We start from the raw sequence: 23,631 nt of genomic DNA on the forward strand, positions 1-23,631 counted from the left end.
CGCGTTCCGCAGATGCGTTGGCAACAACGCGAATGATCCGCAGATGCGTGCGAACCACTGCTGCGAGTGATCGTCTGCGGCTCGAACCCACCCCTGATCGGCGGATGTGACCCCCTCCGCAGCGCTCTACCGTGCTTGATCATGAACCCGTCGAGCATGGACAGGCTCGTGCCGACCCAGCGGAAGCCTCTCGAACCGGGTCAGGTGCTAGTCACCGGCGACGTGGCCGACGACAAGCTCATCGACACCCGCGACCTCGACGCCCGCGCGGGCGAACCGCTGGACGTGGACTACGCGACCAGGCGAATCCGCGAGGTGCACCGGGTGCGCGGGGTCCCGCTGCACGAGGTCCTGTCCGAGCTGGAGCCGCGCTGGGACCGGCGGCACAAGATGGGCCGGCTCAACGTCGTGATCGTCGCGATCTCCGAGGACGGCTTCCAGGTGGTGCTGTCGCTGGCCGAGATCGACCCGGAGTTCGGCGCCAGCGGGGCGCTGCTGGCCACCCGCTACAACGACGAGACCCTGCGGCGCCCGACGCTGGTGCTCCCCGGCGACGGACGAGCCAGCCGCTACGTCCGCCACCTCTGCCGCCTCCGCCTCGTCACCGTGCCCCCGCAGGACGAACCTCAGTCCAAGTCGGACATGTCCAGCACGAACCGGTAGCGCACGTCACCCCGCCCCAGACGCTCCAGGGCCTCGTTGACCTGCGCGGACGGCAGCACTTCGACGTCGGCGACCAGGTCGTGCTCGGCGCAGAACTCCAGCATCGCCCGCGTCGCGGGACGCCCGCCGCTCCCGGCGGCGGTGAGCTTCTTGCGGCCGACCAGCAGGTCCATCGCCTCCAGCGAGATCGGGCCGAGGTGACCGACCACGGCGAGCGTGCCGTCCACGGCCACCAGCCGCAGGTAGGAGCCGAGGTCGTGGGCGGCGGAGATGGTGTCGATGACGACGTCGAAGCTCTCGCGCGAGGCCGCCATCCGGTCGTCCTCAGTGGACACGATCAGGTCGCGGGCGCCGAGTTCCAGGGCGTCGTCGAGCTTGTCGGGCGTTCGGCTGATCACCGCGACCTCCGCGCCGAGCGCGACCGCGAACTTGACCGCCAGGTGCCCCAGCCCGCCCAGACCCGCCACGGCGACGCGACTGCCGGGACCGACGCCGAGCGCGCGCAGCGGTTCCCACACGGTGACGCCCGCGCAGAGCAGCGGCGCGGCGGCCGCCGGATCGAGCCCGTCGGGCAGCGCGTAGGCGAAGGACTCCCGCACGACGTACTCACGGGCGTAGCCGCCGAGGGTGGTCGTCCCGTCGTGCCGATCGGTGCCGCCGTAGGTCATCGTCGGGAACTCGTGGCAGAAGTTCTCCTGCCCGGCCAGGCACATCGCGCACTGCCCGCAGGAGTCGACGATGTTGCCGACGGCCACGGCGTCGCCGACCGCGAAACCGGCGACCGCCGAGCCGATCTCGGTCACGGTCCCGGTGAACTCGTGGCCGGGCACGACGGCCCCGTCGGCGTTGTTGATGCTGTGCAGGTCGGTGTGGCAGACGCCGCAGCGCTCGACGCGCACCGCGATGTCGTCGGCGCGCAGGTCGCGCCGTTCGAGGGGGGCCTGGCGCAGGGTCGCCGCAGGTCCGTCCGCCCGCCATCCCGTGGTGGTCCTCATCCGAAGCCCCTCCAAACAGACCATTCTGTCTATTTCAAGCTAGCCCCGGATCGCACCAAAAGCAAACCAACTGTTCTGTTTGCTACCCTGCGAGGATGGTCGACAAGCCGCTGACCTCGCGCGGAGCCGCCACGCGCGACCGCATCATCGAGATCGCCACCCGCGAATTCGCCCAGCACGGGATCGCCGGAGCGCGCATCGAGCGGATCGTCGCCGACGCGCGCACCAACAAGGCCCAGCTCTACGGCTACTTCGGCAACAAGGAAGCGCTGTTCGACGCGATCTTCAACGCCTCCCTGGACCGGATCGTCGACGCCGTCCCGATCGGCGACGACCTCGCCGACTGGGCCGTCCGCCTCTACGACGACTACCTGCGACGACCCGACCTGGTCCGGCTGGCCACCTGGTCACGCCTGGAGCGCCGCCCCACAGGCGACCTGCTGCCCGACGCCGACCACCGCCACGACCACAAGCTGCGCGCCATCGCCGAGGGCCAGGACGCGGGCCGGATCCGCCCCGGAGACCCGTTCGACGTGATGGCCCTGGTCATCTCGATGTCGATGGCCTGGTCCCCGGTCAGCAACGTCTTCGCCGCCCACGCCGACGAACCCGAAGAAACCCACGAGCGCCGCCGCCAACTGCTCCGCGACTCGGTCCACCGCGCCGTCATGGTGGCTTCTTGACAGGGTTCGCGGGCGGTGGCTAGCGTTCCGCTTCACGGCCCAGGGGCCGGACAACCGCATACTCGCCCGCTCATGGCGGGCGGTCGCTAGAGACTCAGAGAACAGTGACCCGTGCTCATCCCGGGGACCACTGTTCTCTTTTTTCATGCCCGAGAGGTCCGGCCGCGCGCCGGAGGAAGGCGTTCCATGGACATTCGCGACTTCTCGCTGGAGGCGTTCTCGCTGGCCGGCAAGAACGCCGTCGTCACCGGCGGCAACACCGGGCTCGGGCAGGCGTTCACGCTGGCGCTGGCCAAGGCCGGTGCCGACGTGTTCGTGCCCAGCGTGCTCGACGACGACGGCGCCACCCGCGAGCTCGTCGAGGCCGAGGGGCGCCGGATGGAGTTCCTGCACGTCGACATCACAGCCGACGGAGCGCCGCGCCGGGTCGTCGACGAGTGCGCGACGCGGCTCGGATCGGTGGACGTGCTGATCAACTCGGCCGGGATCTGCCACACCGCCGAGGTCGCCGACTTCGGCCGCGAGCAGTGGGACCCGATGGTGGGGGTGAACCTGACCGCGCCGTTCGAGCTGGGGCGCGAGGCCTCCCGCCTCATGGTCGAGCAGCGCTCCGGGAAGATCATCAACATCGCGTCGCTGTTCTCCTTCCTCGGCGGCCGGTGGTCCCCCGCCTACGCGGCGACCAAGCACGGCATCGTCGGCTTCACCAGGGCCTACTGCGACGAGCTCGCGCAGCACAACATCCAGGTCAACGCCATCGCGCCCGGCTACTTCGCCACCGCCATCACCGAGCGGACCCGGGCGAACCCCGAGACCGACCAGCGCGTCCTCGACCACATCCCGGCCGGCCGCTGGGGCGAGGTCGCCGACCTGATGGGCGCGGCGGTATTCCTCGCCAGCCGCGCCTCCGACTACGTCAACGGCCAGGTGCTCACCGTCGACGGCGGCTACCTGACCCGCTGAAAACCCTTCCACGATACGGAGAACGACAACCGTGACAGACCCCATCATCGCCGAGCTGCGGGACCTCGTCGGAGCGACCGGGTGGTGACCGACGAGCAGGTGCTGCGCGAGTCCAGCGTGGACCGGTTCAAGAAGTACACCGCCGTGCACGGCATCTTCGACGGCCCGCTCCCCCGCGCGGTCGTGCACCCCTCCTCCGCCGAGCAGGTCGCCGCGGTGCTGGCCTTCGCCGACGAGCACCGGATCAACGTCGTGCCGCGCACCGGCCGCACCGGAACCGAGGGCGGCCTGGAGACCAGCGTCGAGGGAACGATCGTGCTCGACGGCTCCGACATGAACGCCATCATCCGCATCGACGTCGAGAACATGCAGGTCACCGCCCAGTGCGGGGTGCCGCTGCAGGTGCTGGAGGACACCCTGCGCGAGCAGGGGCTGACCACCGGGCACTCGCCGCAGTCCAAGCCGCTGGCGCAGCTGGGCGGGCTGGTCGCCACCCGCTCCATCGGCCAGTTCTCCACGCTCTACGGCGGGATCGAGGACATGGTCGTCGGCCTGGAGGCGGTGTTCCCGGACGGCACGATCAGCCGGATCAAGAACGTGCCGCGCCGCGCCGCCGGACCCGACATCCGGCACGTGGTGATCGGCAACGAGGGCGCGCTGTGCTTCGTCACCGAGGTCACGGTGAAGCTGTTCAAGCACGCGCCCGAGAACAACCGGTTCCACGGCTTCCTCGTCGACGACGTGCACACCGGCATCTCCATCCTCCGCGAGGTGATCACCGAGGGGTTCCGGCCGTCGGTGGCGCGGGTGTACTCCGAGGAGGACGCCGCGCAGCACTTCGCGCACTTCGCCGACGGCCGCTGCGTGGTGATCTTCGTGGCCGAGGGGCCGAAGGGCATCGTCGAGGCCACCAGCGCCGAGATCGACCGCGTCGTCGCCCAGCACTCCCACTCCCCCGTCGACCCGGCGCTGATCGAGACCTGGTTCGAGAACCTCAACTGGGGGCAGGACAAGATCGAGGCCGAGAAGGAGACGATGCTCGCCGAGCGACGCCTGGGCTACACCACCGAGGTCTCGGCGGACTGGTCGAGCGTCGGCGCGATCTACGACGCGGTGATGCACCGGGTCCGCACCGAGTACCCGCACGCCGCGGACCTGACGATGCTGGGCGGGCACTCCTCGCACAGCTACCAGACCGGCACGAACATGTACTTCGTCTACGACTACGTCATCAACTGCGAGCCGCGCGAGGAGATCGAGAAGTACCACAAGCCGATCAACGCGATCATCGTGGAAGAGGCGCTGCGGCACGGCGGTTCGATGGTGCACCACCACGGGATCGGCAAGTACCGCGCGGAGTGGACCGAGCAGGAGCACGGCAGCGCCTACCCCGTGCTGCAGCGGCTCAAGCTGGCCTTCGACCCGAACGGGATCATGAACCGGGGCACCATCTTCCCGGCCTGACCAGCGCGGCGGCCGCAACGGCGCGGCCGCCTCCCCCTCCTCCCTCGATTGGTTTCCACGTTGACGCGTTACCTGGTCGGCATCGACAACGGGTCGCAGAGCACCAAGGTCAGCATCTTCGACGAGCGCGGCACCGTCGTCAGCCGGGGCCGACGACCGTTGCGGCCCAACCACACCCCGCGCCCGGGCGTCGTCGAGCACCCCGACGACGACCTGTGGACCTCGATCGGCGCGGCCTGCCGGGAGGCGATGGCGTCCTTCGACGGCGATCCGGGCGACATCGTCGCGGTCGGGTTGTGCACGATCCGGTTCTGCCGGGCGCTGCTGCGCGCCGACGGGACCCTGGCGGCACCGGTGCTGAGCTGGATGGACGAGCGGGTGTCGCGGCCCTACGAGCACACCGATCCCGCCGTCGCCCGCGTCACCACGTCCTCGGGGTACATCACGCACCGGCTGACCGGCGAGTTCCGCGACACGGCGGCGAACTACCAGGGCGCGTGGCCGATCGACACCGACACCTGGCAGTGGCGCGGCGACACCGGGGGCGTTCCCCGCGAAATGCTGTTCGACCTGGTCATGCCGGGTGAGGTGCTGGGGACGGTGACCGCGTCGGCCGCCGAGCGCACCGGGTTGCCCGCTGGTCTGCCGGTGGTCGCCACCGCCAACGACAAGGCGGTCGAGGCGTTGGGCAGCGGGCTGCGCGAGCCGGGTTCCCTGCTGCTGTCACTGGGCACCTACATCGCGGGCATGACCACCGGGTCGCGCAACGTCCGCGACGCCACCGGGTTCTGGACGAACTTCGGGTGCGTGCCCGGCGAGTACCTCTACGAGAGCGGCGGGATCCGGCGCGGCATGTGGACCGTCAGCTGGCTGCGGGAGCTGTTCGGCGAGGAGGTCGCGCGCGCCGCGCGGGAGGCCGGGCTGAGCCCCGAGGAGTACCTCGACGACGGCGCATCACGGGTTCCGGCGGGCAGCGACGGGCTGATGACCGTGCTCGACTGGCTCGCTCCGACCGAGAAACCGCACCGCAAGGGGGCCTTCCTCGGCTTCGACGGCAGGCAGGGCCGCTTCCACCTGCACCGATCCGTGCTGGAGGCGATCGCGCTGACGATGGTCGAGCACGCCGAGGCGATGGCCGCCGAGCTGGGCACCGAGTTCTCGCGGGTGATCGTCTCCGGCGGCGGCGCGGAGGCCGACGTGATGATGCGCATCATCGCCGACGTCTTCGGCCTCCCCGCCTCGCGCACGGCGAACAACGGCGCAGCCCTGGGCGCAGCGATCACAGCAGGCGTGGGCCTCGGCCTGTTCCCCAACGCCGACGAAGCGGCGGCAACGATGGTCGCCACCCCCGAGGTGTTCACCCCGAACCCCGACGACCACCACCTCTACACCCGACTGCGCGAGATCCACCGCGACATCACCCACCACACCGACCAGATCTTCCACCGCTCAACAACCCTCTTCGGCTGACCCCGCACCGAGTGTCCCCCGGTCGAAAACTCCGGTTTTCACGCGACGAAAATTGCGGTTTTCACGCGACGAATGCCGGGGTTTTCGATGCCGGGGACGGGTCACATGGACCAGACGTCGGTGTTGGAGGAGGCGATGGCCGTGGCGCCGGCGCCGAGAGCTGCGACGACGTCGTCCTTGTCGCAGACCAGGCCGCCGGCGATGATCGGGACCTCGACGTCCGCGCGCAGCCAGCTGATCACGCGCGGGACGCAGCCGGGCAGGATCTCGACGTAGTCGGGCTTGGAGATCGCGAGCTGCTTGCCGACGTTGCGGTAGGAGAACGAGTCGACCAGGAAGCAGCGGTGCACGCCGAGCAGCCCGTGCGCCCGCGCGGCCCTGACGACGGCCGCCTTGGAGCTGAGCACGCCCGCCGCACCGGTCCGGGCCCGCACGAACTCGACGGCGACGTCCTTGGCCTCCAGCCCGTCGACCATGTCGACGTTGACCAGCACGGTCTTGCCGCCGGCGATCAGCCGCTCCACCAGCGGCGGCAGCGTCAGCACGGAACCGAACAGCAGGAACACCACCGGGCACTCCGCCCGGAGCGCGGCGTCCACCCCGGCCTCGTCCTTGACGCTGGCGATGACCGGGTTATCGAGCAGCAGTTCTTCCACGAGAAGGCATGCTCGCACCCCCGCGACCTGCACCGACAGCCGGTTCGCGGGGTGCTGTCGGTCACGGTGCCGATAACGGTTCGGCCGGGCACCACGCGCGCCTGTACCGGGCGGACGCGAACAACCGTCACAATGCGGGACCATGACCAGCGCGATCGCAGCTCCGCGGCGCAGCACCACCGCCGTGGACATCTCGATGCTCGTGCTCGCCGTGTTCTCGCTCGGCCTGCTCTGCTACGCGATGTTCTTCGACACCTCGCCCGAGACCGCGCACGCGGTGTTCGTCATCGACACCGCGATCTGCGGGGTGTTCTTCGTCGAGTTCCTCTGGCGGTGGCGCGGAACCGGCTGGCAGCGGCGGTTCCCGCTGGCCAGCTGGTACGAGATCCTCGGCATGATCCCGGTCGCCCACCCCGCGCTGCGCGGGTTCCGGCTGCTGCGGGTCGTCGTGGTGCTGATGCGGCTGGCCCGCACGGCCGACCGAGCGTTCGGCGAGCGCGTGACGCAGCGGGTGATCGAGCGCTTCTCCCGGCCGATCGTGCTGGCCATCAAGAAGCCGATCACGGTGGCGGTGCTCGACGAGGTCGTCAAGGTCGTCGAGACCGGGCACTACCCGGAGAACGTCGCGCGCTCGCTCGGCGAGCACCGCGAGGTGCTGCGCGAGATCGTCACCGAGAAGCTCAAGAACGACCAGCAGGTGGGCCGGATCAAGCACCTGCCGTTCCACGACGAGATCGTCAAGTCCATCGTGGACACCACGATCCGGGTCATCCTCGACGTGCTCAACGACGAGCGCACGGACCAGTTCTTCACCGAGGTCGTCCGCGAGAACCGCGACCAGATCCGCCGCTCCGTCCAGCTCGGCCTCCACGAAACCGACCCCGACCCGGAACCCCCGGCAGACCCCACCGCCTACCGCGCCGAGTACCGCTGAGAAGGCACGCCATCGCCGGGGCCGAGAACGTCATCACCATGAACGACACCCTGGCAGCGAATAGTGCCTCCCCAGCAGAGCCACACAACCTCAGCCCGTCGAGCCCGCCCCTACGACGTCCAAAGCCAGCCCCGAAAAACCCCAACCGGCCAGGTGCTCTCGGCTCTCACCCCGATCAGACCATTCCGCAGCGATCGAATGAGCGGTACGATCAATGCGGCAGCCTCGCGACGAAAGGACCGTCAGCGAATTGAACCCGTTTGACTTGAGCATTATGCATCCTTTCTGCTAATGCCCTTGCGGGGAGTACTGCCCAAAACACGATCCGGATCCTCCTTTACGGAGGCGCGATAGCGCTGGTCATAGCCTTGACCACGTTCCTGGTTCGGATAGCGATCGGCCTCGCCGACCGATGCTCCGCGAAGCTCTTCCCGAATCGCGCTCCTGAGCCGATGGCCTCCGACCAAGACACGTCGGATCGGGTCCGCAACGAACTCGTCGTAGACCGTGCCGACACCGTCGTGCAGGCCAATTCGATCCGTGACATCCACTTCCACTGCCGTGAATGCCGGTACCGCTCGGAGAACACCTCAGACGACCAGTAGCCGGGCTGCTGAACCCGCGGTGCTTGAAAGCTTCGAGGTCGAGGGGTCCTCCGGCGATCTGCAGCTGTCGGTGAAGCCGAACGCGTTCGCCTCGACCACGGCCTACTTCACCGGGAACGTGTGATCAGACCAGGTCCTCCAGGAACGTCGGGGGTGCGTGGCGGTCCTGGGCCCGGAAGAGGACCGCGTGGTCGACTCCGGCGTGCTTGCCGTTGGCGGCGAGGATCTTCGGGATGAAGTCGTCCGGCGCCGGGTGGTCCGGGATGGCGGCGAGATATGCGGCGTGGGCCTCCAGCGACGCGACGCCGAGTTCGAGGGGGCGGCCGCTGACGTCGACGGCGTGGGTGGCGGCGAGCTCCCCTGCGATGCCGGGGATGAGGATCCACCGGGTGTTCCAGGTGGCGAGCCCTTCGTCGTCGACCTGCTCGGGGAAGATCCACCGGTTGCCGGCGTCGTTGACGGCGTCGGCGGTCGCCACGCCCGCCACTCGGTGATCGGCCTGGTTGAAGCCCATCGGGGTCTCGATCTCGAACGGCGTGCCGATGACCACGACGTCGGGGGTGAACCGGCGGATCTCCCGACAGATGTCGCGGCGCAGCCCCACACAGTGCTCGAGCACCCCGTCAGGGTGTTCGAGCACGGTCAGGTGCTCGACGCCAACGGTCGCGCACGCGGCGCGCTGCTCGGCCAGTCGCAGCCGAGCGGTCTCCTCCGGCGGGTTCGGCATCCCCGCCTCACCCCGCGTGAGCAGCAGGTATCCGACGTCGATACCGCGCGACGTCCAGCGGGCGACGGCAGCCGACGTGCCGTACTCCATGTCGTCCGGGTGCGCCACGACGCACAGCACGCGCCGGAACGTCTCGTCGGGCAGAGCGGGCAGCACCATCGCGACGGCCCTCCCTCGGTCGCAGGTGCCCCGATTCTGCCCCCGCCAACCCCGCTCCGCCGCACCTTCGCACCGCTGTTCGGGCTACTGCACCGCGGTGATGACGGTGACGCTGACCGCCGCGGTCGAGGCGGCCAGGGCCGCCGCGGTCCGGGTGACGGCGGCGCTCACGGCCGTCGCACCCCAGTTGCCCTGCTCGATCTCCTTGGCCCGCGTGGCGACCCGGCTCGACCACTTCGGGTTCGGGTGGAGCCCGGGCAGCGCGCCGCTCGACGACAGCAGCGCGATCACCGCGGCCGTGCGCGGATCGGGTTCCTCGCCGTCTTCGAGGACGGCGCGCACCCGGGCCAGCAGCTCCGCCTCGTGCCGGGTGTCCTCGGCCGGCCACGTGGTCGTGCGGAAGACCCCGAGCACCCGCTTCTGCTCACGGCGGATCAGGCCGCGCTCGACGAGCCGGTCGATCACCGGTTCCCGCAGTCCGCCGCCGATGCTGATCAGGAGTGGTTGCGCGCGTTGGGTTTTCCGCGCGACCTCGGCGTGAGCCGACCGAAGCAGCGGATCTTCGAGCACCGCGCTCTCCACCGCCCGGACCCGGGGGCCGTTGAGGCTCGCCCCGCCTTCCTCGGTCTCGATCGCGCCGCGCAGCGCGAGTTCGACGAGCATCGCCCCGCCGAGCGTGTAGTGCAGGGTCCCGGCCTGGGCGATGGTGCCGTGCTCGTCGTGGAGCAGCAGCAACATCAGGTCTTCGACGATCAGCAGGTCGTGGTGCATGGTCTTCCTCTCGGACGTGTTCCCGAGAGCAGGTGTAAACCATGCCGCTGCGGCACGCTCAAGTCACGATCCACGAGCGCACGCGGCTCCGCACGAACACCTCGAAGGAGCGCGGTGTTCGCCGCCTGGCGAGGCCACGAGGGTCGCCAGGTGACAGTAGAACTGTCCGGGCAAAACGGACATCGATCATGGGTGATTCGAGGAAAAACCGTCCTCGCAGCACCTCCGAGATCAACTCCAGCGTCGGCCGGACCCTGCGAACGGGGCCGCGAGGGGCGCGGCCCCGTTGCGCGTCAGGGTTGTTCCGGGAGGGTGCTGCAGTTGTTGGTGGCGGGCGTGCCGTTGAGGCGGTCGGTGAGCCACGAGATGGCCGCGCCCTGGTCGTTGAGCAGCGGGACCAGGTGGTTCGTCAGCAGCCCCTTGCCCAGGTCGGGGATCTGCACGGGCGCGTAGGTGACGTCGCCGCCCGCGTTGCACCAGTCGACGGCGAGCTGGCGGGCCTGCTCGTGCGGCACGATGTCGTCCTGCACGCCGGTCGCCACGCGGACCGCGGTGGCGGGCTGGTGGGTGCCGATCAGCTGCTCGTCGAGGACATCGCGCACCGCGGGTTCGGCGTCGACGACCTCGCCGAGGGTCTGCCCGGTGGTGGTCCACTGCGAGCTGCGGCCGAAGGCGTAGCGGAAGATGCCGTCGCCGATGCAGGAGGTCGACAGGTCCTCCAGCGCGGCTTTGCCATCCTCGTTGAGGTACTCGTCGGCGATGGGCTGCAGCTCGGGGTTGGCCTGGATGAAGCCGTTGAGCGACCAGCCGAGCGCCCCGACCAGGGCGCTGCCGTCGATGCCGCCGATGACCTCGGTGAGGTTCGCGGGCGGTGCACCGACGTAGGCGCCGGCGAGCGGGACGTCGGGGGCGTAGGTCGGCTGCAGCTCGGCCGCCGATCCGGTGGCGCCGCCGCCCTGGCTGTAGCCGTAGAGGGCGACCCGCGAGTCCGGGGTGATCGAGGTGCCGGGCAGCGACCGGGCCGCGCGGACCGCGTCGAGCACCGCGTGCCCGCCGTCGATCCGGTTGACGTAGGTGTGCAGCCGGTCGGTGGTGCCCAGCCCGACGTAGTCGGTGACGACCACGGCGGCGCCTTCGGCGAGCAGCCGGTAGATCGCGATGTCCTCGTAGCCGACCGACACCGAGTCGCCGTTGAGCGAGATCGGCCGCTCCAGGCCCATCGACGCCGAGCAGGAGTCGCCCTGCCCCATCGTCCCGGGCGCCACGGCCACCACCGGCCGCGGACCTTCGCCGCGCCACTGAGCTGCGGGTTCGATGTAAGCCCCGGTCACCGCGGCGGGCTTGCCGGTGGAGTCGGTGGTCTTGTACATCAGCCGCGTCGCCGTTCCGGGCAGCCGCTGGCCGCCGATGCTGGGCAGGCTCAGCGCCAGCGGCAGCGGCTCGGTGCGCACCAGGGCCCCGTCGGCGTCGGGGAGCTCGGCGGGCGGGTCGTAGAAGTCGGCGCTGACCATCGGCGGAGTGGTCGGCGCCTCGTCGGCCAGCGCGGGTGCTGCCTGCACACCGGCGATGACCAGCGACAACGCGGCCGCGGTGATGATTCCGCGCGCCGGCAGGACGGATCGGGGCATTTGCGGGTCGCTCCCTGCGTCTTTGGATGGTGCGAACTGCGCAAGTCGATCGGGCCGCGAGGCGACCCGTGCGTGTCATGTCGGGATGGTCAACGACGCACCACCGCGAAAGTTGCGTCGCGCAACGACGAACTTGGTCCGAACCGCCCGATCAGCGGAAAGCCGCGCTGTTGACGGGGAAGTCGAAGTACTCGCCGGGGAACGGCTCGTCGGGCAGGTTGAAGTGCCACCACTCACCCGAGTAGCCCTGCAGCCCGACGGAGGTCATCGCGTCGCGCAGCACGTCCCGGTTGGCCCGCGCTTCCCCCGTGATGCGCGGGTCGTCGGTGTGCGCGCGGTCGTCGAAGCAGTCGAACCCGGTGCCCATGTCGACGCTGTTGTCCGGGAACCGCTTGCCTTCGGGGTCGGTGCAGGGGTGGAGCGGTTCACCGGGCACGTAGGGCCGCTGCGGCGCGGCGGGCAACCGCACCAGCGTCAGGTCGACGGAACTCCCCCTGCTGTGCCCGGAGTTCTCGGCGATGTAGCCCGCCGAGTACAGCTCCGACTTGGCCAGGCCCGGGTAGAACTCGTCCTTCATCCGGTGGTCGTCGTTCTGCGCCCACTCGACGAACCGGTCATCGGCCTGCTGCGGCCGGTAGCAGTCGTACACCTTCAGCGAATACCCCTCGGGCACGAGCTGCTGCTGAGCCCGGTGCAACGCCTCCGCCAACGGGCGGGTCAGCACGCACATCGGCTCGTCGTACCCGGGCACGGGATCCCCGGTGAAGTTGTGCGGAGTCGCGTACCGCACGTCCTCCAAGATCGAGGAATCCACATCCCGCAACCGCACGAACCCGTCGGGAGCCTGCTTCACCGGAAGCGCGGGGGGCGACGGCGCAGGGGGCGGCGGCTGGGCGGGACTCGGTGCGGGCGTGCTGGGAGGGGGCGCGCTGGGAGCGGGTGGTGGCGGCGAGGTGGTCCCGCACGCCGCCACCAGTGCGAACACGAGAAGAGCCAGCCCCCGGACCATGCCGGTCACGATAGCTCCGGGGGCGCTCGACGGCCTGCGAACGCGAAGTCAGCCGCGCGCGGTACCACCCGGGGCATCGCCCTCGGGTTCCTGGGGAACCGCGTGCACGACCTCGTCCTTGCTGGCGTACCGCGCGGACGGGATGGACCGGAGCGCGCTGAGGGTTTCCGCGTCGGCCTCGCGGTCGGTGGCGAAATCGAGGATCTGATCGCGGTCGGCGGGGAAGTCGAGCCCCTGCAGCGCCTTGGCGACCCGCATGTCATCTCTCCTGGTCATGACCACTCCGTCCCTCGTCGCTGATGCACGGTCCACGCGAGGGCTACCCGCTTTCCCCGTTCCCCACGCGCCCAGGACGGCGAGGCCGTCCGCGCCGGTGGAGGCCGTGCAGACGTTGAGAAGCGGACCGGGTTCCGACCGCATCACCTGGGAGGTGACCGCGAAAACCACGGTGAACCAGCTCTCAGGGGGTGATGACGAGGCTCGTAATCTGCGCATCGCGGAGGGTGAACTGGAATCGAAGGTCCACGACGTTGCCGGGGAAGTCGCCTTCCAGGTGGTGGGTCGCCACGTAGTGGTCGTCGTCAACCTTCTCGGTTTCGGTGAGCTCGCTGGTGTAGGTGTACTCGCTGCCCCCTCGCTGCACCCAGGCGCGGATCGCGGTTGACCCGCGGTAGGTGCGGCCTTCATCGGTGACGGTGGCGTCGGTGGTGAGGTACCGCATCGCCGCGTCGACGTCGCGGACGCGGTGGGCGGCCAGGAATGAGCTGATCGGGTGGGGTAGTTCGGTGGTCATGGAGTACTCCTAGGTTCAGCCGACGGTCGGGACGGTTCCGCCGTCGATGGTGTGTTCGGTTCCAGTGATGGCGCCGGCGCGGTCGGAGGCGAGGAACGCGACGAGTTCGGCGACCTCGGTGGGCTCGGCAGGGCGGCCGAGCGGGATGCCTCCGAGAGAATCCATGATCTGCTTCAGCGCCTGTTCCCGGGAGATGTCCAGGCTTTGAGCCGTCCGGTCGATCAGGCCGTCGGCACCAGCCGTTCGGATGAAGCCGGGCGAGACGACGTTGACCCGGATGCCGTGCGGGCCGACTTCGTTGGCGAGCCCTTTGCTGTAGGTGGTCAGTGCTGCCTTTGCCGCGGCATAGCCCAGGGTCGAGTCGTGCAGAGGCAGACGTCGCTGGATGGAGGAGACGTGCACCACCGCCCCGCGGCGGGCCTCGATCATCGGTGGCAGCAGGGCGCGGTCCAGGCGGACCGCAGCGAGCAGGTTGAGCCTGAGCTCGTCGTCCCAGTCGTCGTCGGTAAGCGCGGCGAAGCCACCGGGCGAGGTATGCGAACCGCCGAGCGTGTGCACGAGGATGTCGACCGTGCCGAGCCGTTCGCGCACTTCGTCGACGACGGTGGTGACGCCTTCGCGTGTGGTGAGGTCGGCCGTGAGGAACAGGCCCGGGCTCGGATGGTCCGCTGGGCGCGTGCGGGCGATCGCCATCACCGTCGCCCCAGCCTCCCGCAACCGGGTGGCGATCGCGGCGCCGGTCCCTTTGCTCGCACCGGTCACCAATGCCCGCCTGCCATCGAGGCGTTCGCTGATCCGGCCGGCACGTCCTGAGTTCGTCATGCTGCGACCGTGGGGTCTCACCTGGGGAGAGAGTACCAGCCGCATGGATTTGAGCCTCCCGCGGGGAGAGGGTGCACAGTGGTCGCATGCGCCACGGCCTGACCATCGGGGAGTTCGCCCAGCTGACCCGCCTGAGCGTGCGCACGTTGCGCCGCTATCACGAGTCCGGGCTGTTGGAGCCGGCCTCAGTTGATCCGGCGACCGGCTACCGCTACTACACCAGTGGGCAGATCCCCAACGCGCAGGTAATCCACCGGCTTCGGGAGCTGGACATGCCGCTCGCCGAGGTGAAGGGGATCCTCGCCACCGAGGACACGGAGGAGCGCTCGGGGTTGATCGCCGGGCATCTGCGGCGGATGGAGGTTCAGCTCGATCGGACCCGGGCCGCGGTCACGTCGCTGCGTCAGCTGCTCTGGCCGGACGTCGAGCGGCTGGCGGTGGAGCTGCGATCGGTGCCGGCCCGGACTGTGGCCGCAGTCAGCGGAACGGTCGGGCTGGACGAAGTGTTGGCCTGGTACGACGAAGCGATGGCTGAACTCGACGCCGCCGTCGCCGGGTGCGTCGGACCGCCGGGAGGCCTGTACGACAACGAGCTGTTCACCGCGGGGCGAGGCACTGTCCTGGTCTACCGGCCGGTCAGCGAGGTTCGGGCAACCGGTCGCGTCGCCCCGCACACCCTGCCAGCGGTGGAACTCGCGGTCGCGGTCCATCGCGGCCCGCACGATGACATCGACGTCACGTACGGCAGGCTCGGTTCCTGGGTCGCCGAGCACGCTCTCGCCGTTGACGGCCCCACCCACGAGACCTACCTGTGCGGACCTCGCGACGACCCCGCGCCGGAATCGTGGCGCACGGAGATCGGCTGGCCCGTCTTCCACTTGTCCTCGACGTGAATGACCCGGCACTGGCAGCGGCAGCGGTGACCAGGGACGATCCTCGCCGGAGCGTCACCGCCAGGGCGCTGCCTTCGGTGGCGTGGGGGCTGAGTCGGGTAGCCGATGGACAACAAGACGGTGCGGCACAAGCATTCTCGGAACAACCCCGCTCCGGTCCCGGGCGTCCTGCGGACAGCCCAACCCCCACGAGGCCAAGGATGCTGCTACGTGAATCCGCCAAAAGGAGCGCAAATGATGCCGCTCAGTTCGAAACTTGGGCTGTTGGGCGCGGTTTGGGCGCTTGCCCTGGCGGGATGGATCATCATGTTGGCGGCCGAGGGGTATCTCGCTGGCACGACCTCCTGCGAACTCGGCCCGGGAACGTCCGTGTTCGGCACCGCTGAATGGTCCTGGCTCCCGCCGGGCCGAACGTGCACGTGGGAACTTCCCGGCGGCCCCCACGCAGACGAGCCGCCCGTGGCGCGTCTGGGAGTGCTGCTGCTCTTCGCCCTGTGGGGTGGCAGCCTGATGCTGCTGCGAAGCGGGAACCGCGACCCGGTGACCGCCGAGAGCGCGGTGAAGTGAAGTAGCGGATTCGGGTGCCTGCCCACCCGTGAACACCATTCGGACGGGCAGCAACCGGGACCCACTACCCGTCGGACGACAGGGTGAGCCGTGTTGACCAAGTTCTCGCCAGAACGACGAAGAGCTTGTTAGAGCGTTAGACAGGCAGAAACAGACCAGGGCCGATGCTCGGAAGCATCGGCCCTGGTCATCGAGGTGGAGGTTGGGGGAGCTTACTCGAACACAAAAGCCCAGGTCAGCGCACTGGAAACACTGCGAAAGGAGCTGCCGGACCTGACTGCACCGTCCCAACCGACACCAAAGCGGGCAAAGCCCGGCCGCACCCGGCGACTCCGCGACGACCAGGTGCAGCAACTGATCGAGGGCTACAAGTCCGGCTCCACCGTCTACGAGCTGGGTGATCAGTTCGGTATCGAGCGCCGCACCGTCAGCGCGATCCTGCACCGCCACGATATCCCGATGCGCCGCCGCGGCCTGACCACCGAGCAGATCGACGACGCCGTCCGGCTCTACAACCAGGGATGGTCGCTGACCCGCATCGCCGCACGCATGGACGTCGCCGCCGGCACCGTCCGCCAACGCCTGCACGAACGCGGCGTCCCGATCCGCGACACCCACGGACAGCCCCGGGCAGGTGAAGCCCGATGACCAGCACGCCATCCACACCGAGCCCCACCCCCGATCGATCACTGCATCTACAGTGCGCCTGCACCCTCCTGGTGGCCGCGGGCGCCGCCTACGTCTCCTACCGGCACGGCCGCGACTTCGCCCTGCGCTTCGGCGCCGACGAAACCACCGCCACCCTCTGGCCACTCATCGTCGACGGACTCTTGACGATGGCCACCATCGAACTCTGGAAAACCGGCCACCGCCACCGCGCCACCGGGCAGTGGAAAGCATGGCTTTCCTTCGCCCTCGGCATCGGGCTATCGCTATGCGCCAACATCGCCTCCGCACCCGAACTGAACACCTTCTCCATCGCCGTAGCCGCCTGCCCACCACTAGCGCTACTGCTGTCAGTCGAACTACTCAACCAGGCACTCAAACGGCGCCACGCCGAGACGACGAGTGGGACTGTTCCCGAGTCCGACGAGAGCGCATCAGCGCAGCCGCACTCGACGGACTCGGGCGAAGCCAGCACGTCACCAGAGGTGCCCGAAGAGGCCGACGATGTGCCAGCGCTGCGCACGGTCGTGAACAACGTGCCCGGTCACAGCGCCAACACCACCGACGCAGACTCAGAGGTACCGCACGGTGAGGACGATGATCCGCTGCGCGAGGAGGCATACCGCCGAACACTGGAACCTCTACCAACGTCCGATCTCCGCCGACACCCTCCGCCGAAAACTCAGCATCGGCTCGAAACGAGCCCGCACCCTCACCCGCCACATCCGCCAACACCGCCAACCCGGAGCCGTGCTGGCGGCAGTGGAATGAACACCCGAACCGCAGCAGCTGTCGAACCTCGGCAGCCCGCCGTCCTCTTACCTCACGTTGGGTGAGTCCTAGAAGCCAGGCGTTGGACTGCGGGTGACAAGTGCCACGGCCCGTCCTCATCGATAGTTCGGTAATTTGCTACGTATGTCCAGCTTCATCCCCTCCTCTCCTGAAGACGCGTTCGCTGTCTTGGTGGAGGGCAACGAGCGCTTCGTGCACGGCGACCGGTTGCACCCGAACCAGGACGCGGACCGCAGATCCGCCCTGACGCCGGGCCAACGTCCCTTCGCTGTGCTCTTCGGGTGTTCGGATTCCCGCCTCGCGGCCGAGATCATCTTCGACCGCGGTCTGGGCGATCTCTTTGTCGTACGTACGGCTGGCCATGTGTCAGGGCCGGAGGTTCTAGGAAGCATCGAATACGGGGTGAGCGTGCTAGGGGCGCCACTGGTAGTGGTGCTCGGGCATGACTCGTGCGGAGCTGTCACGGCAGCCGCTGAGGCTCACCGTGACGGTGTCGCGCCAGCCGGTTACCTGGGGGATGTCGTGGAGCGAGTGACGCCGAGTGTGCTGTCTGGACGTGCGGCTGGCCTGACCGAGATCAATCAGTTTGTGGATGAGCACATCCGGCGGACCGTCGACTATCTGGTGGGGCGCTCCACCCTGCTCGCGGCCGAGGTCGAAGCCGGCCGTTGTGCGATCGCGGGCCTGTCGTACCGGCTGGCCGAGGGCACGGCGGGACTGGTGGCAAGCCGCGGGCTTCCAACGGAAGACGGAACCGCCTTTCCGTCCGAGCGACGGGATCAGTGACCTACTGACCTGTCCGTGGCAAAGGACAACTGCACACGACGGTGGCGGGATCGATCAGCCTCCACAAGTGCGAGAGTGAAACGGTGACCACCGACCAGTCCAACGGCCTCGCTATGCCCGTCGCCGTGGTCAGTGACGGGAGCGGCTTGGCCGAACCCGTGGGATTCGAGCTGGACTCGGTGCTACGCGGGTACGCCAGGTTGCTTCGGCAACTCGGAGGGCCAAGGGCCTGCGACATCCTGCTGAATGCTTACGACGCCCATGAGCTTGTTGATGGTTTGCGCGCCTTGCCTGCGGAGGTCCGGGCGGTCTACCTCGTACACACGGACGCTTCGCGACTGGCGACCGTTCAGCGAAACTTGGGAGGCGGGTCCGGGGGACGCCTTGTGATCGCTGATCAGGACGTCACTGCAATGGCCCTGTGCGCAAAGTTGTTGACAATCCTGACGCGCAGAGGACGCGCGACTGCTACCAGTCAAGTCGTCCTCGCCGAAGGCAGCACCCTGCCCAACCTCGGCCCCTTGCTCATGGCTGTCCAGATCTTTGACATCGCGTTCTGGAAGGAAGCAGATGCCCCAATTTTTCCACTAGAACGCGTTTCTCAGGACGCCGATGCCGTTATCGACCTGCGAACCGAGCAGCATGATGACCTCCGCGCGCTAGGCGAAACCGGACCTGCGATCCTCACCCCCAAAGACAAAGATTTCGTCGGCTCCATCGGGGCCTTGCCTGGACTGCTCAACGTCGCCTTGGACTCGCCCATAACAAGGATCGATATCGACGTGTACGCCGCAGTGGCTCAAGCTCTGTGTACGATGACTCCACCAGACCAGGATTTCCCCGGTATAGATCCCGCCCTGACGGACAGTATTGAATGGACCGTTCGCCAGGCGGTGCGACATCCACGTGGCACATGAGAAGCGCCTCGAACCAAGGGCTGATAAATCCCAAGGAGAGGTAAAGACACTTATCGCACTAAGTTGTCATGACAATTAGGGGCGGTCTTGTCGCCATCTCGCGCGGTATCGCGCCGCTGCAGCCTCGTCGATTTGACTACGCACTCTTGACCCGTGTCCTGGCGGGAACCCGTAATTCGCAAGCCGATTGTCAACACTGTCCGTTGCGCTGGTCAGTGAAATTCTGACGACGACCAGAATCCCGAGCAGGAGTGAGCCGGCAGCAAGTGGCCAATTACCGCCAAGCACGCCTAGCGTAACGAACAGCGCGATGGCGATTGGAGCGATCTGCACGAGGCTGCGGATCAGGACACGCAGCAGCCATGTTGTACATGTTCCGTCGTGGAGAATCCATTTGCTGTACCTCGCTGGCAGCCTGCCTCCATACTGGTAGTACAGCCACAGCGCAGGATTTGGACGTCGCCGACCTCCCTCGCCTACAGACTGGCTGGCAGATTCAAGATCTTGGCACATAGATTCGGTCCATCAATGCGAGGTCAGCGTAAGCGTGTGTTGGGCACCCTCACCTTGCCATCTAGCGATGGCGGAGCGCGGCATCCGCAAAGCCGCTCGGCTCAAAGCCAGTGGATCCATCGAAGATCACCAACGAGTGGTCCCGAACGTCCATTTTGCGAACGTTCCAGGCTGGTCGGCGCCGAGCGATGCCCAGTGGGCTGTCGCACTGGACAGCCCACTGGACTTTCCGTGCCCGCTTTGGGGAGTCGGATGTAGTCACCACGACTCCCTCGACTGAGCAGTCATTGCCAAACCTCAGCGTGCCGCTTGGCAGTACCGCGAGCCGACCTGTGGCGCCTATCCGAGGCGGTGTTTGAGGGCGTTCAGCTCGTCGCCCAAGGGCATTGGCAGCGAGTTGCTGATCTTGGCGAACCACTCTTCGATCAGCGGGATCTCGGCCTTCCATTCCTCGACGTCCACGTTGAGCGCTGTTTCGACGTCCTCACGCGGGGTGTCTAGGCCCGACAGGTCGATCTGATCGGCTGAGGGCACCCTGCCAATGGCGGTGTCCTCGGCTGTGGCGTTGCCTTCGATGCGATTAATGATCCACTTCAGCACGCGGGAGTTCTCGCTGAAACCAGGCCACACGATCTTTTTTCCCGACTCGTCGCGGCGGAACCAGTTGACGTAGTAGATCCGCGGCAGTTTCGAGGTGTCCGCCGTCTCGCCGATGTGCAGCCAGTGCTGCAGGTAGTCGCCGACGTTGTAGCCGATGAACGGCAGCATGGCCATCGGGTCACGTCGCACCACACCAACCTGGCCGGTGGCCGCTGCCGTAGTCTCAGACGACATGGTGGCGCCCATGAATACGCCGTGCTGCCAGTCGAACGCCTCGTTCACCAGCGGCACCGTCGTCTTGCGGCGGCCACCGAAGAGGATCGCCGAGATCGGCACGCCCTTCGGGTCGTCCCACTCCGGTGCAAGGATCGGGCACTGCGACATCGGCGTGCAGTAGCGGGAGTTCGGGTGTGCCGCGGGCTCCTCAGAGTCCGGGGTCCAGTCCCGTTGCTTCCAGTCGGTCAGGTGCGCGGGCGGGGTTCCCATGCCTTCCCACCAGACGTCGTTGTCGTCGGTGAGGGCGACGTTGGTGAACAGCGTGTTGCCCTGCTCGATGGTGCGCATCGCGGTCGGGTTGGTGTGGTAGTCCGTGCCGGGGGCGACGCCGAAGAACCCGGCCTCGGGGTTGACCGCGTAAAGGCGACCGTCCTCGCCGAAGCGCATCCACGCGATGTCGTCACCGAGCGTTTCGACCTTCCAGCCCGGGATCGTCGGTTGCAGCATCGCCAGGTTCGTCTTGCCGCACGAGGACGGGAACGCGGCGGCGACGTAGTGGACCTTGTCCTCCGGCGAGGTCAGCTTGAGGATGAGCATGTGCTCGGCGAGCCAGCCCTCGTCGCGGGCCATGACCGACGCGATGCGCAGCGAGTAGCACTTCTTGCCCAGCAGCGCGTTACCGCCGTAACCGGAGCCGAAGCTCCAGATCATCCGCTCCTCGGGGAAGTGGGTGATGTACTTGGTGTCGTTGCACGGCCAGGCCACGTCCTGCTGGCCCGGCTCCAGCGGAACACCTACCGAGTGCAGCGCTGGGACGAACTCCGCGTCGGCGCCGAAGCGCTCCAAGACCTTCGAGCCCATCCGCGTCATGATGTGCATCGAAACCACGACGTACTCGGAATCGGTGATCTCCACGCCCAGTTTCGGCGGCTCGGCGTCCACCGGGCCCATGCAGAACGGGACGACATACATCGTGCGGCCACGCATGGCGCCCCGGTAGAGCTCCCGCATGATCATCTTCATGTCGACCGGGTGCATCCAGTTGTTGGTGACACCCGCGTCTTCCGGCTTCTCCGAGCAAATGTAGGTCGAGCCTTCGACCCGTGCGACGTCGCTGGGGTCGGACACGGCCCAGAAGGAGTTCGGCTTCTTCTCCAGACGAGTGAACGTGCCGGCCTCAACGAGCTGGTCCGTGAGTCGCTGCCACTCTTCCTGCGAACCGTCGCACCACACGACCTGGTCGGGTGTGGTCAGCTCGGCGACCTCGCGCACCCACGACAGCAGACGCTCGTGCGTGGTCGGTGCCTGGTCGAGACCGGGGATGGTCGCTGCGGTCATCCTGCCGCTCCTCACAGGTGCATAGGCACCATTCACATCGTTGGAAGGGATGGCCACCAGAGTAACGGGAATGCCTTCAAATCACGGAACGATCAGTATGTATTTTTACTCACTCCATCAGTTTGGGAATCGATTAAGTAGCGAAGGCAAAAAGCCGCCACAGAAGCGCGGACAGGATCTAGACAGCCTTAGATTGGTGACAGCCGACGTCCACAGCACCGCATCTGAACTGCCAAGATGCTGCCTCAAGAAAATGCCTAGTCGCATTCTTGCGCACACTACCGAAAACGGAAGCTGGCAACTAACTCCGATACTCCCGCATTGCTCGACACTTTCTCGGTGCACCCCATGCCGTTCTTGTTTAGTGTTCTACCTCCTCCTGTCCGTGGGACGAGAAATGGGAAGATCGGTCAGTATTCGTCATGTGCCGGGATCATGCTTGAGCGCTTGCGCGGTCGCCCACGCGACGCTGTCAGTGAGCGCGAGGTCGGGCGCGGGCAGGCAGCGATCGGCCGGCGTCGCCATCACTAGGGCATGAGCGCAGGCCCCATAAACACCCACGTCCATCCGCGGATTCGCCGCGTCCACGACCGCCCGCAGCAATCCTGGAACGGCGACGATCGAGCAGGTGGGGTCGTTCGGGGCGACCACCACGCTCGGGCCGTCGATCCCTGAGTCGTGTGGGCTGCTGGCTCGATCCCGGACGTCAATGACAGCGTCGGCTCCCTGGATGGCTTGGGCGAGCGGAAGCACTGCGGCGTCGGCTTGTTTCCAGATGCCGATGTCGCGAATGCCGGCGGCCATCAGCAGTGGGCAGAGGTTGGGCATGGCATCGGCGCCCGCGACCACTACGTAGCTGGTCGCTAGCTGGCGTCCAGCACGCATCAACGCGGTCAGCAACTCGGCCGTCAGTCCGATCGCGGTGGTGTCCTGATCGGTGATCAGCGGCGGCCCACCAGCCTCGGACAACGCGCGTTGGGCCACGAACCCTCGTTCGGGGTCCGTGTGTGCCAGATAAACGGCCCCGGTGTCAGCGGGAAGCGCCTGGAGAGAGCCGATGAGTTCGCGGTTACTCCGGGCGGTGACCGGCTGCGAAACGGCGTGGGGTCCACCGAGGTCCTTGATCAAGGCCGCGTAAGCGCGCACCGTCGGTTGCACCCGTAGTCGAGGTGGCCTTTGGTGCCGCAGGCCACTGCCATCACTGACGATCACAACCTCGCCGCGTTCGGCTCGGTTGTGGTGTGCCGACCTGGCACGACCGATTGGTTCCGGTCCGGAGGGGCGCTGGCCGGGAATGGCCGGCTGACGCTTGGAGTACCCACCGGACGATAGCGATGTCACGATGCTGTCTCCATGCGCAGTTCGGCCAGCAGCTTTCCTTGCCCTACCGCGTGCTGGGTCAAGACGAGGCGTGCCGCGCGCAACAAGTCACCGACATCGGTGGTGCTCAGCGAGTATTCGACCGTGTTGCCGTCTCGACGTGCCGACACCACGCCGGTTCCGCGCAGAACGGCCAACTGCTGCGACAGCTTGGCCGATCCCATCGGAAGCTCTGTCAACAGCTCGTGCACCGCCTTGGGGCCGTCCAGTAGCAGCTCCAGGACACGGATGCGCACCGGATGTCCCAGCGTACGAAAGAGCTGGGCCTTGACCTGATACAGCGGCACGGTCATCGGACGCTCCTGGTCGCGGTCGCCAGGACGACGGAAGGTACCCACTCTGTGGTGTCCACTCCGTGACTGGTGGCACGGTCGACCAAGTCCAGGAGCCGGGCGCTGTGCAGGTGGACCTCGTGCTCGTGGCCGGCTTTCTCGGCCTGCTCCAGCCCGTGCTGGGCAGCGTCGATGCGGTCCCGCAGGACCGTCAGAAACTCGTTCATCGCCCCGCCTCTTCCTGCCGTCACAAATCCGCCACGCAGCATGCCTCAATGATGTATGCAGTTAAAGAGTTTTGCAAGTATGCACTTATGTGAAGTGGAAGATGCCTACCTCGGCGCGATGG

At 67.6% G+C, this 23,631-nt stretch carries 26 protein-coding genes; 11 read left to right on the top strand and 15 right to left on the bottom strand.

All coding sequences use genetic code 11. The features are described from left to right. Positions 1–141 precede the first annotated feature (141 nt). Positions 142–663 (top strand): molybdopterin-binding protein, encoded by a 522-nt coding sequence (locus REH65_RS12415; RefSeq protein ID WP_406692536.1) that lies wholly within the window; start codon positions 142–144, stop codon positions 661–663. On the opposite strand, the gene REH65_RS12420 is transcribed toward REH65_RS12415, so the two are convergent. After that, positions 627–1,658, bottom strand: a complete 1,032-nt coding sequence (locus REH65_RS12420; protein ID WP_406692537.1) for an NAD(P)-dependent alcohol dehydrogenase — start codon at positions 1,656–1,658, stop codon at positions 627–629. The genes REH65_RS12415 and REH65_RS12420 overlap by 37 nt on opposite strands. Before the next feature lie 95 nt (positions 1,659–1,753). On the opposite strand from REH65_RS12420, the gene REH65_RS12425 reads away from it, so the two are divergent. From REH65_RS12425 to REH65_RS12440, 4 genes are all read left to right on the top strand, one after another. Then, on the top strand, positions 1,754–2,341 hold the full coding sequence (locus REH65_RS12425) for a TetR family transcriptional regulator (RefSeq protein WP_406692538.1): 588 nt from the start codon (positions 1,754–1,756) through the stop codon (positions 2,339–2,341). Between the two features lie 186 nt (positions 2,342–2,527). Continuing rightward, complete coding sequence (locus tag REH65_RS12430; RefSeq protein ID WP_406692539.1) at positions 2,528–3,304, top strand: SDR family oxidoreductase; 777 nt, start codon at positions 2,528–2,530, stop codon at positions 3,302–3,304. Between the two features lie 84 nt (positions 3,305–3,388). After that, positions 3,389–4,768, top strand: coding sequence for an FAD-binding oxidoreductase (locus tag REH65_RS12435; protein ID WP_406692540.1), 1,380 nt, complete (start codon positions 3,389–3,391; stop codon positions 4,766–4,768). A gap of 60 nt (positions 4,769–4,828) precedes the next feature. Continuing rightward, the gene (locus REH65_RS12440; RefSeq protein WP_406692541.1) at positions 4,829–6,238 is read left to right on the top strand and encodes an FGGY-family carbohydrate kinase; all 1,410 of its coding nucleotides are present in this window, start codon (positions 4,829–4,831) and stop codon (positions 6,236–6,238) included. A 101-nt stretch (positions 6,239–6,339) separates the two neighbouring features. On the opposite strand, the gene REH65_RS12445 is transcribed toward REH65_RS12440, so the two are convergent. Then, positions 6,340–6,894, bottom strand: coding sequence for a glycerol-3-phosphate responsive antiterminator (locus tag REH65_RS12445; protein WP_406692542.1), 555 nt, complete (start codon positions 6,892–6,894; stop codon positions 6,340–6,342). A gap of 142 nt (positions 6,895–7,036) precedes the next feature. Here REH65_RS12445 and REH65_RS12450 point away from each other — a divergent pair, with 142 nt between their 5' ends. Further along, positions 7,037–7,828: an ion transporter gene (locus REH65_RS12450; protein WP_281456299.1), complete on the top strand. Its 792-nt coding sequence runs from the start codon at positions 7,037–7,039 to the stop codon at positions 7,826–7,828. Between the two features lie 272 nt (positions 7,829–8,100). Here REH65_RS12450 and REH65_RS12455 read toward each other — a convergent pair whose 3' ends face one another. The 8 genes from REH65_RS12455 to REH65_RS12490 all read right to left on the bottom strand — a co-directional run bounded on the left by REH65_RS12455 (position 8,101) and on the right by REH65_RS12490 (position 14,342). Continuing rightward, on the bottom strand, positions 8,101–8,385 hold the full coding sequence (locus REH65_RS12455; protein ID WP_406692543.1) for a hypothetical protein: 285 nt from the start codon (positions 8,383–8,385) through the stop codon (positions 8,101–8,103). 172 nt (positions 8,386–8,557) lie between these two features. Further along, complete coding sequence (locus REH65_RS12460; protein ID WP_406692544.1) at positions 8,558–9,319, bottom strand: PIG-L deacetylase family protein; 762 nt, start codon at positions 9,317–9,319, stop codon at positions 8,558–8,560. Positions 9,320–9,403: 84 nt separating this feature from the next. Continuing rightward, positions 9,404–10,090, bottom strand: a complete 687-nt coding sequence (locus tag REH65_RS12465) for a GPP34 family phosphoprotein (RefSeq protein WP_406692545.1) — start codon at positions 10,088–10,090, stop codon at positions 9,404–9,406. Between the two features lie 293 nt (positions 10,091–10,383). Continuing rightward, complete coding sequence (locus REH65_RS12470) at positions 10,384–11,718, bottom strand: lipase family protein (protein ID WP_406692546.1); 1,335 nt, start codon at positions 11,716–11,718, stop codon at positions 10,384–10,386. Between the two features lie 151 nt (positions 11,719–11,869). Further along, complete coding sequence (locus REH65_RS12475) at positions 11,870–12,571, bottom strand: M15 family metallopeptidase (protein ID WP_406692547.1); 702 nt, start codon at positions 12,569–12,571, stop codon at positions 11,870–11,872. A gap of 204 nt (positions 12,572–12,775) precedes the next feature. Further along, positions 12,776–13,003: a DUF2795 domain-containing protein gene (locus tag REH65_RS12480; protein ID WP_406692548.1), complete on the bottom strand. Its 228-nt coding sequence runs from the start codon at positions 13,001–13,003 to the stop codon at positions 12,776–12,778. Positions 13,004–13,187: 184 nt separating this feature from the next. Continuing rightward, positions 13,188–13,520 (bottom strand): nuclear transport factor 2 family protein, encoded by a 333-nt coding sequence (locus REH65_RS12485; RefSeq protein WP_406692549.1) that lies wholly within the window; start codon positions 13,518–13,520, stop codon positions 13,188–13,190. Positions 13,521–13,535: 15 nt separating this feature from the next. After that, on the bottom strand, positions 13,536–14,342 hold the full coding sequence (locus tag REH65_RS12490) for an SDR family oxidoreductase (protein ID WP_406692550.1): 807 nt from the start codon (positions 14,340–14,342) through the stop codon (positions 13,536–13,538). Between the two features lie 86 nt (positions 14,343–14,428). Here REH65_RS12490 and REH65_RS12495 point away from each other — a divergent pair, with 86 nt between their 5' ends. From REH65_RS12495 to REH65_RS12515, 5 genes are all read left to right on the top strand, one after another. Further along, entirely contained in the window at positions 14,429–15,235 is an 807-nt protein-coding gene (locus REH65_RS12495; protein WP_406692551.1) for a MerR family transcriptional regulator, read from the top strand. 912 nt (positions 15,236–16,147) lie between these two features. Beyond that, positions 16,148–16,450 (top strand): hypothetical protein, encoded by a 303-nt coding sequence (locus tag REH65_RS12500; RefSeq protein ID WP_406692552.1) that lies wholly within the window; start codon positions 16,148–16,150, stop codon positions 16,448–16,450. Next, positions 16,447–17,304: a DUF2637 domain-containing protein gene (locus REH65_RS12505; protein WP_406692553.1), complete on the top strand. Its 858-nt coding sequence runs from the start codon at positions 16,447–16,449 to the stop codon at positions 17,302–17,304. Before REH65_RS12500 ends, REH65_RS12505 begins: the two co-directional genes overlap by 4 nt. 79 nt (positions 17,305–17,383) lie before the next feature. Next, complete coding sequence (locus REH65_RS12510; RefSeq protein ID WP_221219868.1) at positions 17,384–18,046, top strand: carbonic anhydrase; 663 nt, start codon at positions 17,384–17,386, stop codon at positions 18,044–18,046. 83 nt (positions 18,047–18,129) lie between these two features. Beyond that, positions 18,130–18,963 carry a hypothetical protein gene (locus REH65_RS12515; RefSeq protein ID WP_183658431.1) on the top strand — a complete coding sequence of 278 codons (834 nt, stop codon included), beginning with the start codon at positions 18,130–18,132 and terminating at the stop codon, positions 18,961–18,963. 75 nt (positions 18,964–19,038) lie between these two features. On the opposite strand, the gene REH65_RS12520 is transcribed toward REH65_RS12515, so the two are convergent. The 5 genes from REH65_RS12520 to REH65_RS12540 form a co-directional block, all read right to left on the bottom strand. Next, entirely contained in the window at positions 19,039–19,476 is a 438-nt protein-coding gene (locus REH65_RS12520; protein WP_183658434.1) for a DUF5313 family protein, read from the bottom strand. 339 nt (positions 19,477–19,815) lie between these two features. After that, positions 19,816–21,630: a phosphoenolpyruvate carboxykinase (GTP) gene (locus tag REH65_RS12525; protein ID WP_406692554.1), complete on the bottom strand. Its 1,815-nt coding sequence runs from the start codon at positions 21,628–21,630 to the stop codon at positions 19,816–19,818. 420 nt (positions 21,631–22,050) lie between these two features. Beyond that, positions 22,051–22,776 carry a hypothetical protein gene (locus tag REH65_RS12530; RefSeq protein WP_406692555.1) on the bottom strand — a complete coding sequence of 242 codons (726 nt, stop codon included), beginning with the start codon at positions 22,774–22,776 and terminating at the stop codon, positions 22,051–22,053. Between the two features lie 191 nt (positions 22,777–22,967). Then, on the bottom strand, positions 22,968–23,303 hold the full coding sequence (locus REH65_RS12535; RefSeq protein ID WP_183658447.1) for a metalloregulator ArsR/SmtB family transcription factor: 336 nt from the start codon (positions 23,301–23,303) through the stop codon (positions 22,968–22,970). Beyond that, on the bottom strand, positions 23,300–23,509 hold the full coding sequence (locus REH65_RS12540) for a hypothetical protein (RefSeq protein ID WP_406692556.1): 210 nt from the start codon (positions 23,507–23,509) through the stop codon (positions 23,300–23,302). The genes REH65_RS12535 and REH65_RS12540 overlap by 4 nt, the downstream gene beginning before the upstream one ends. Between the last annotated feature and the right edge of the window lie 122 nt (positions 23,510–23,631).

The organism is Saccharopolyspora sp. ID03-671 (genome assembly GCF_045278815.1).
GTDB classification, from domain to species: Bacteria; Actinomycetota; Actinomycetes; order Mycobacteriales; family Pseudonocardiaceae; genus Saccharopolyspora; species Saccharopolyspora ipomoeae.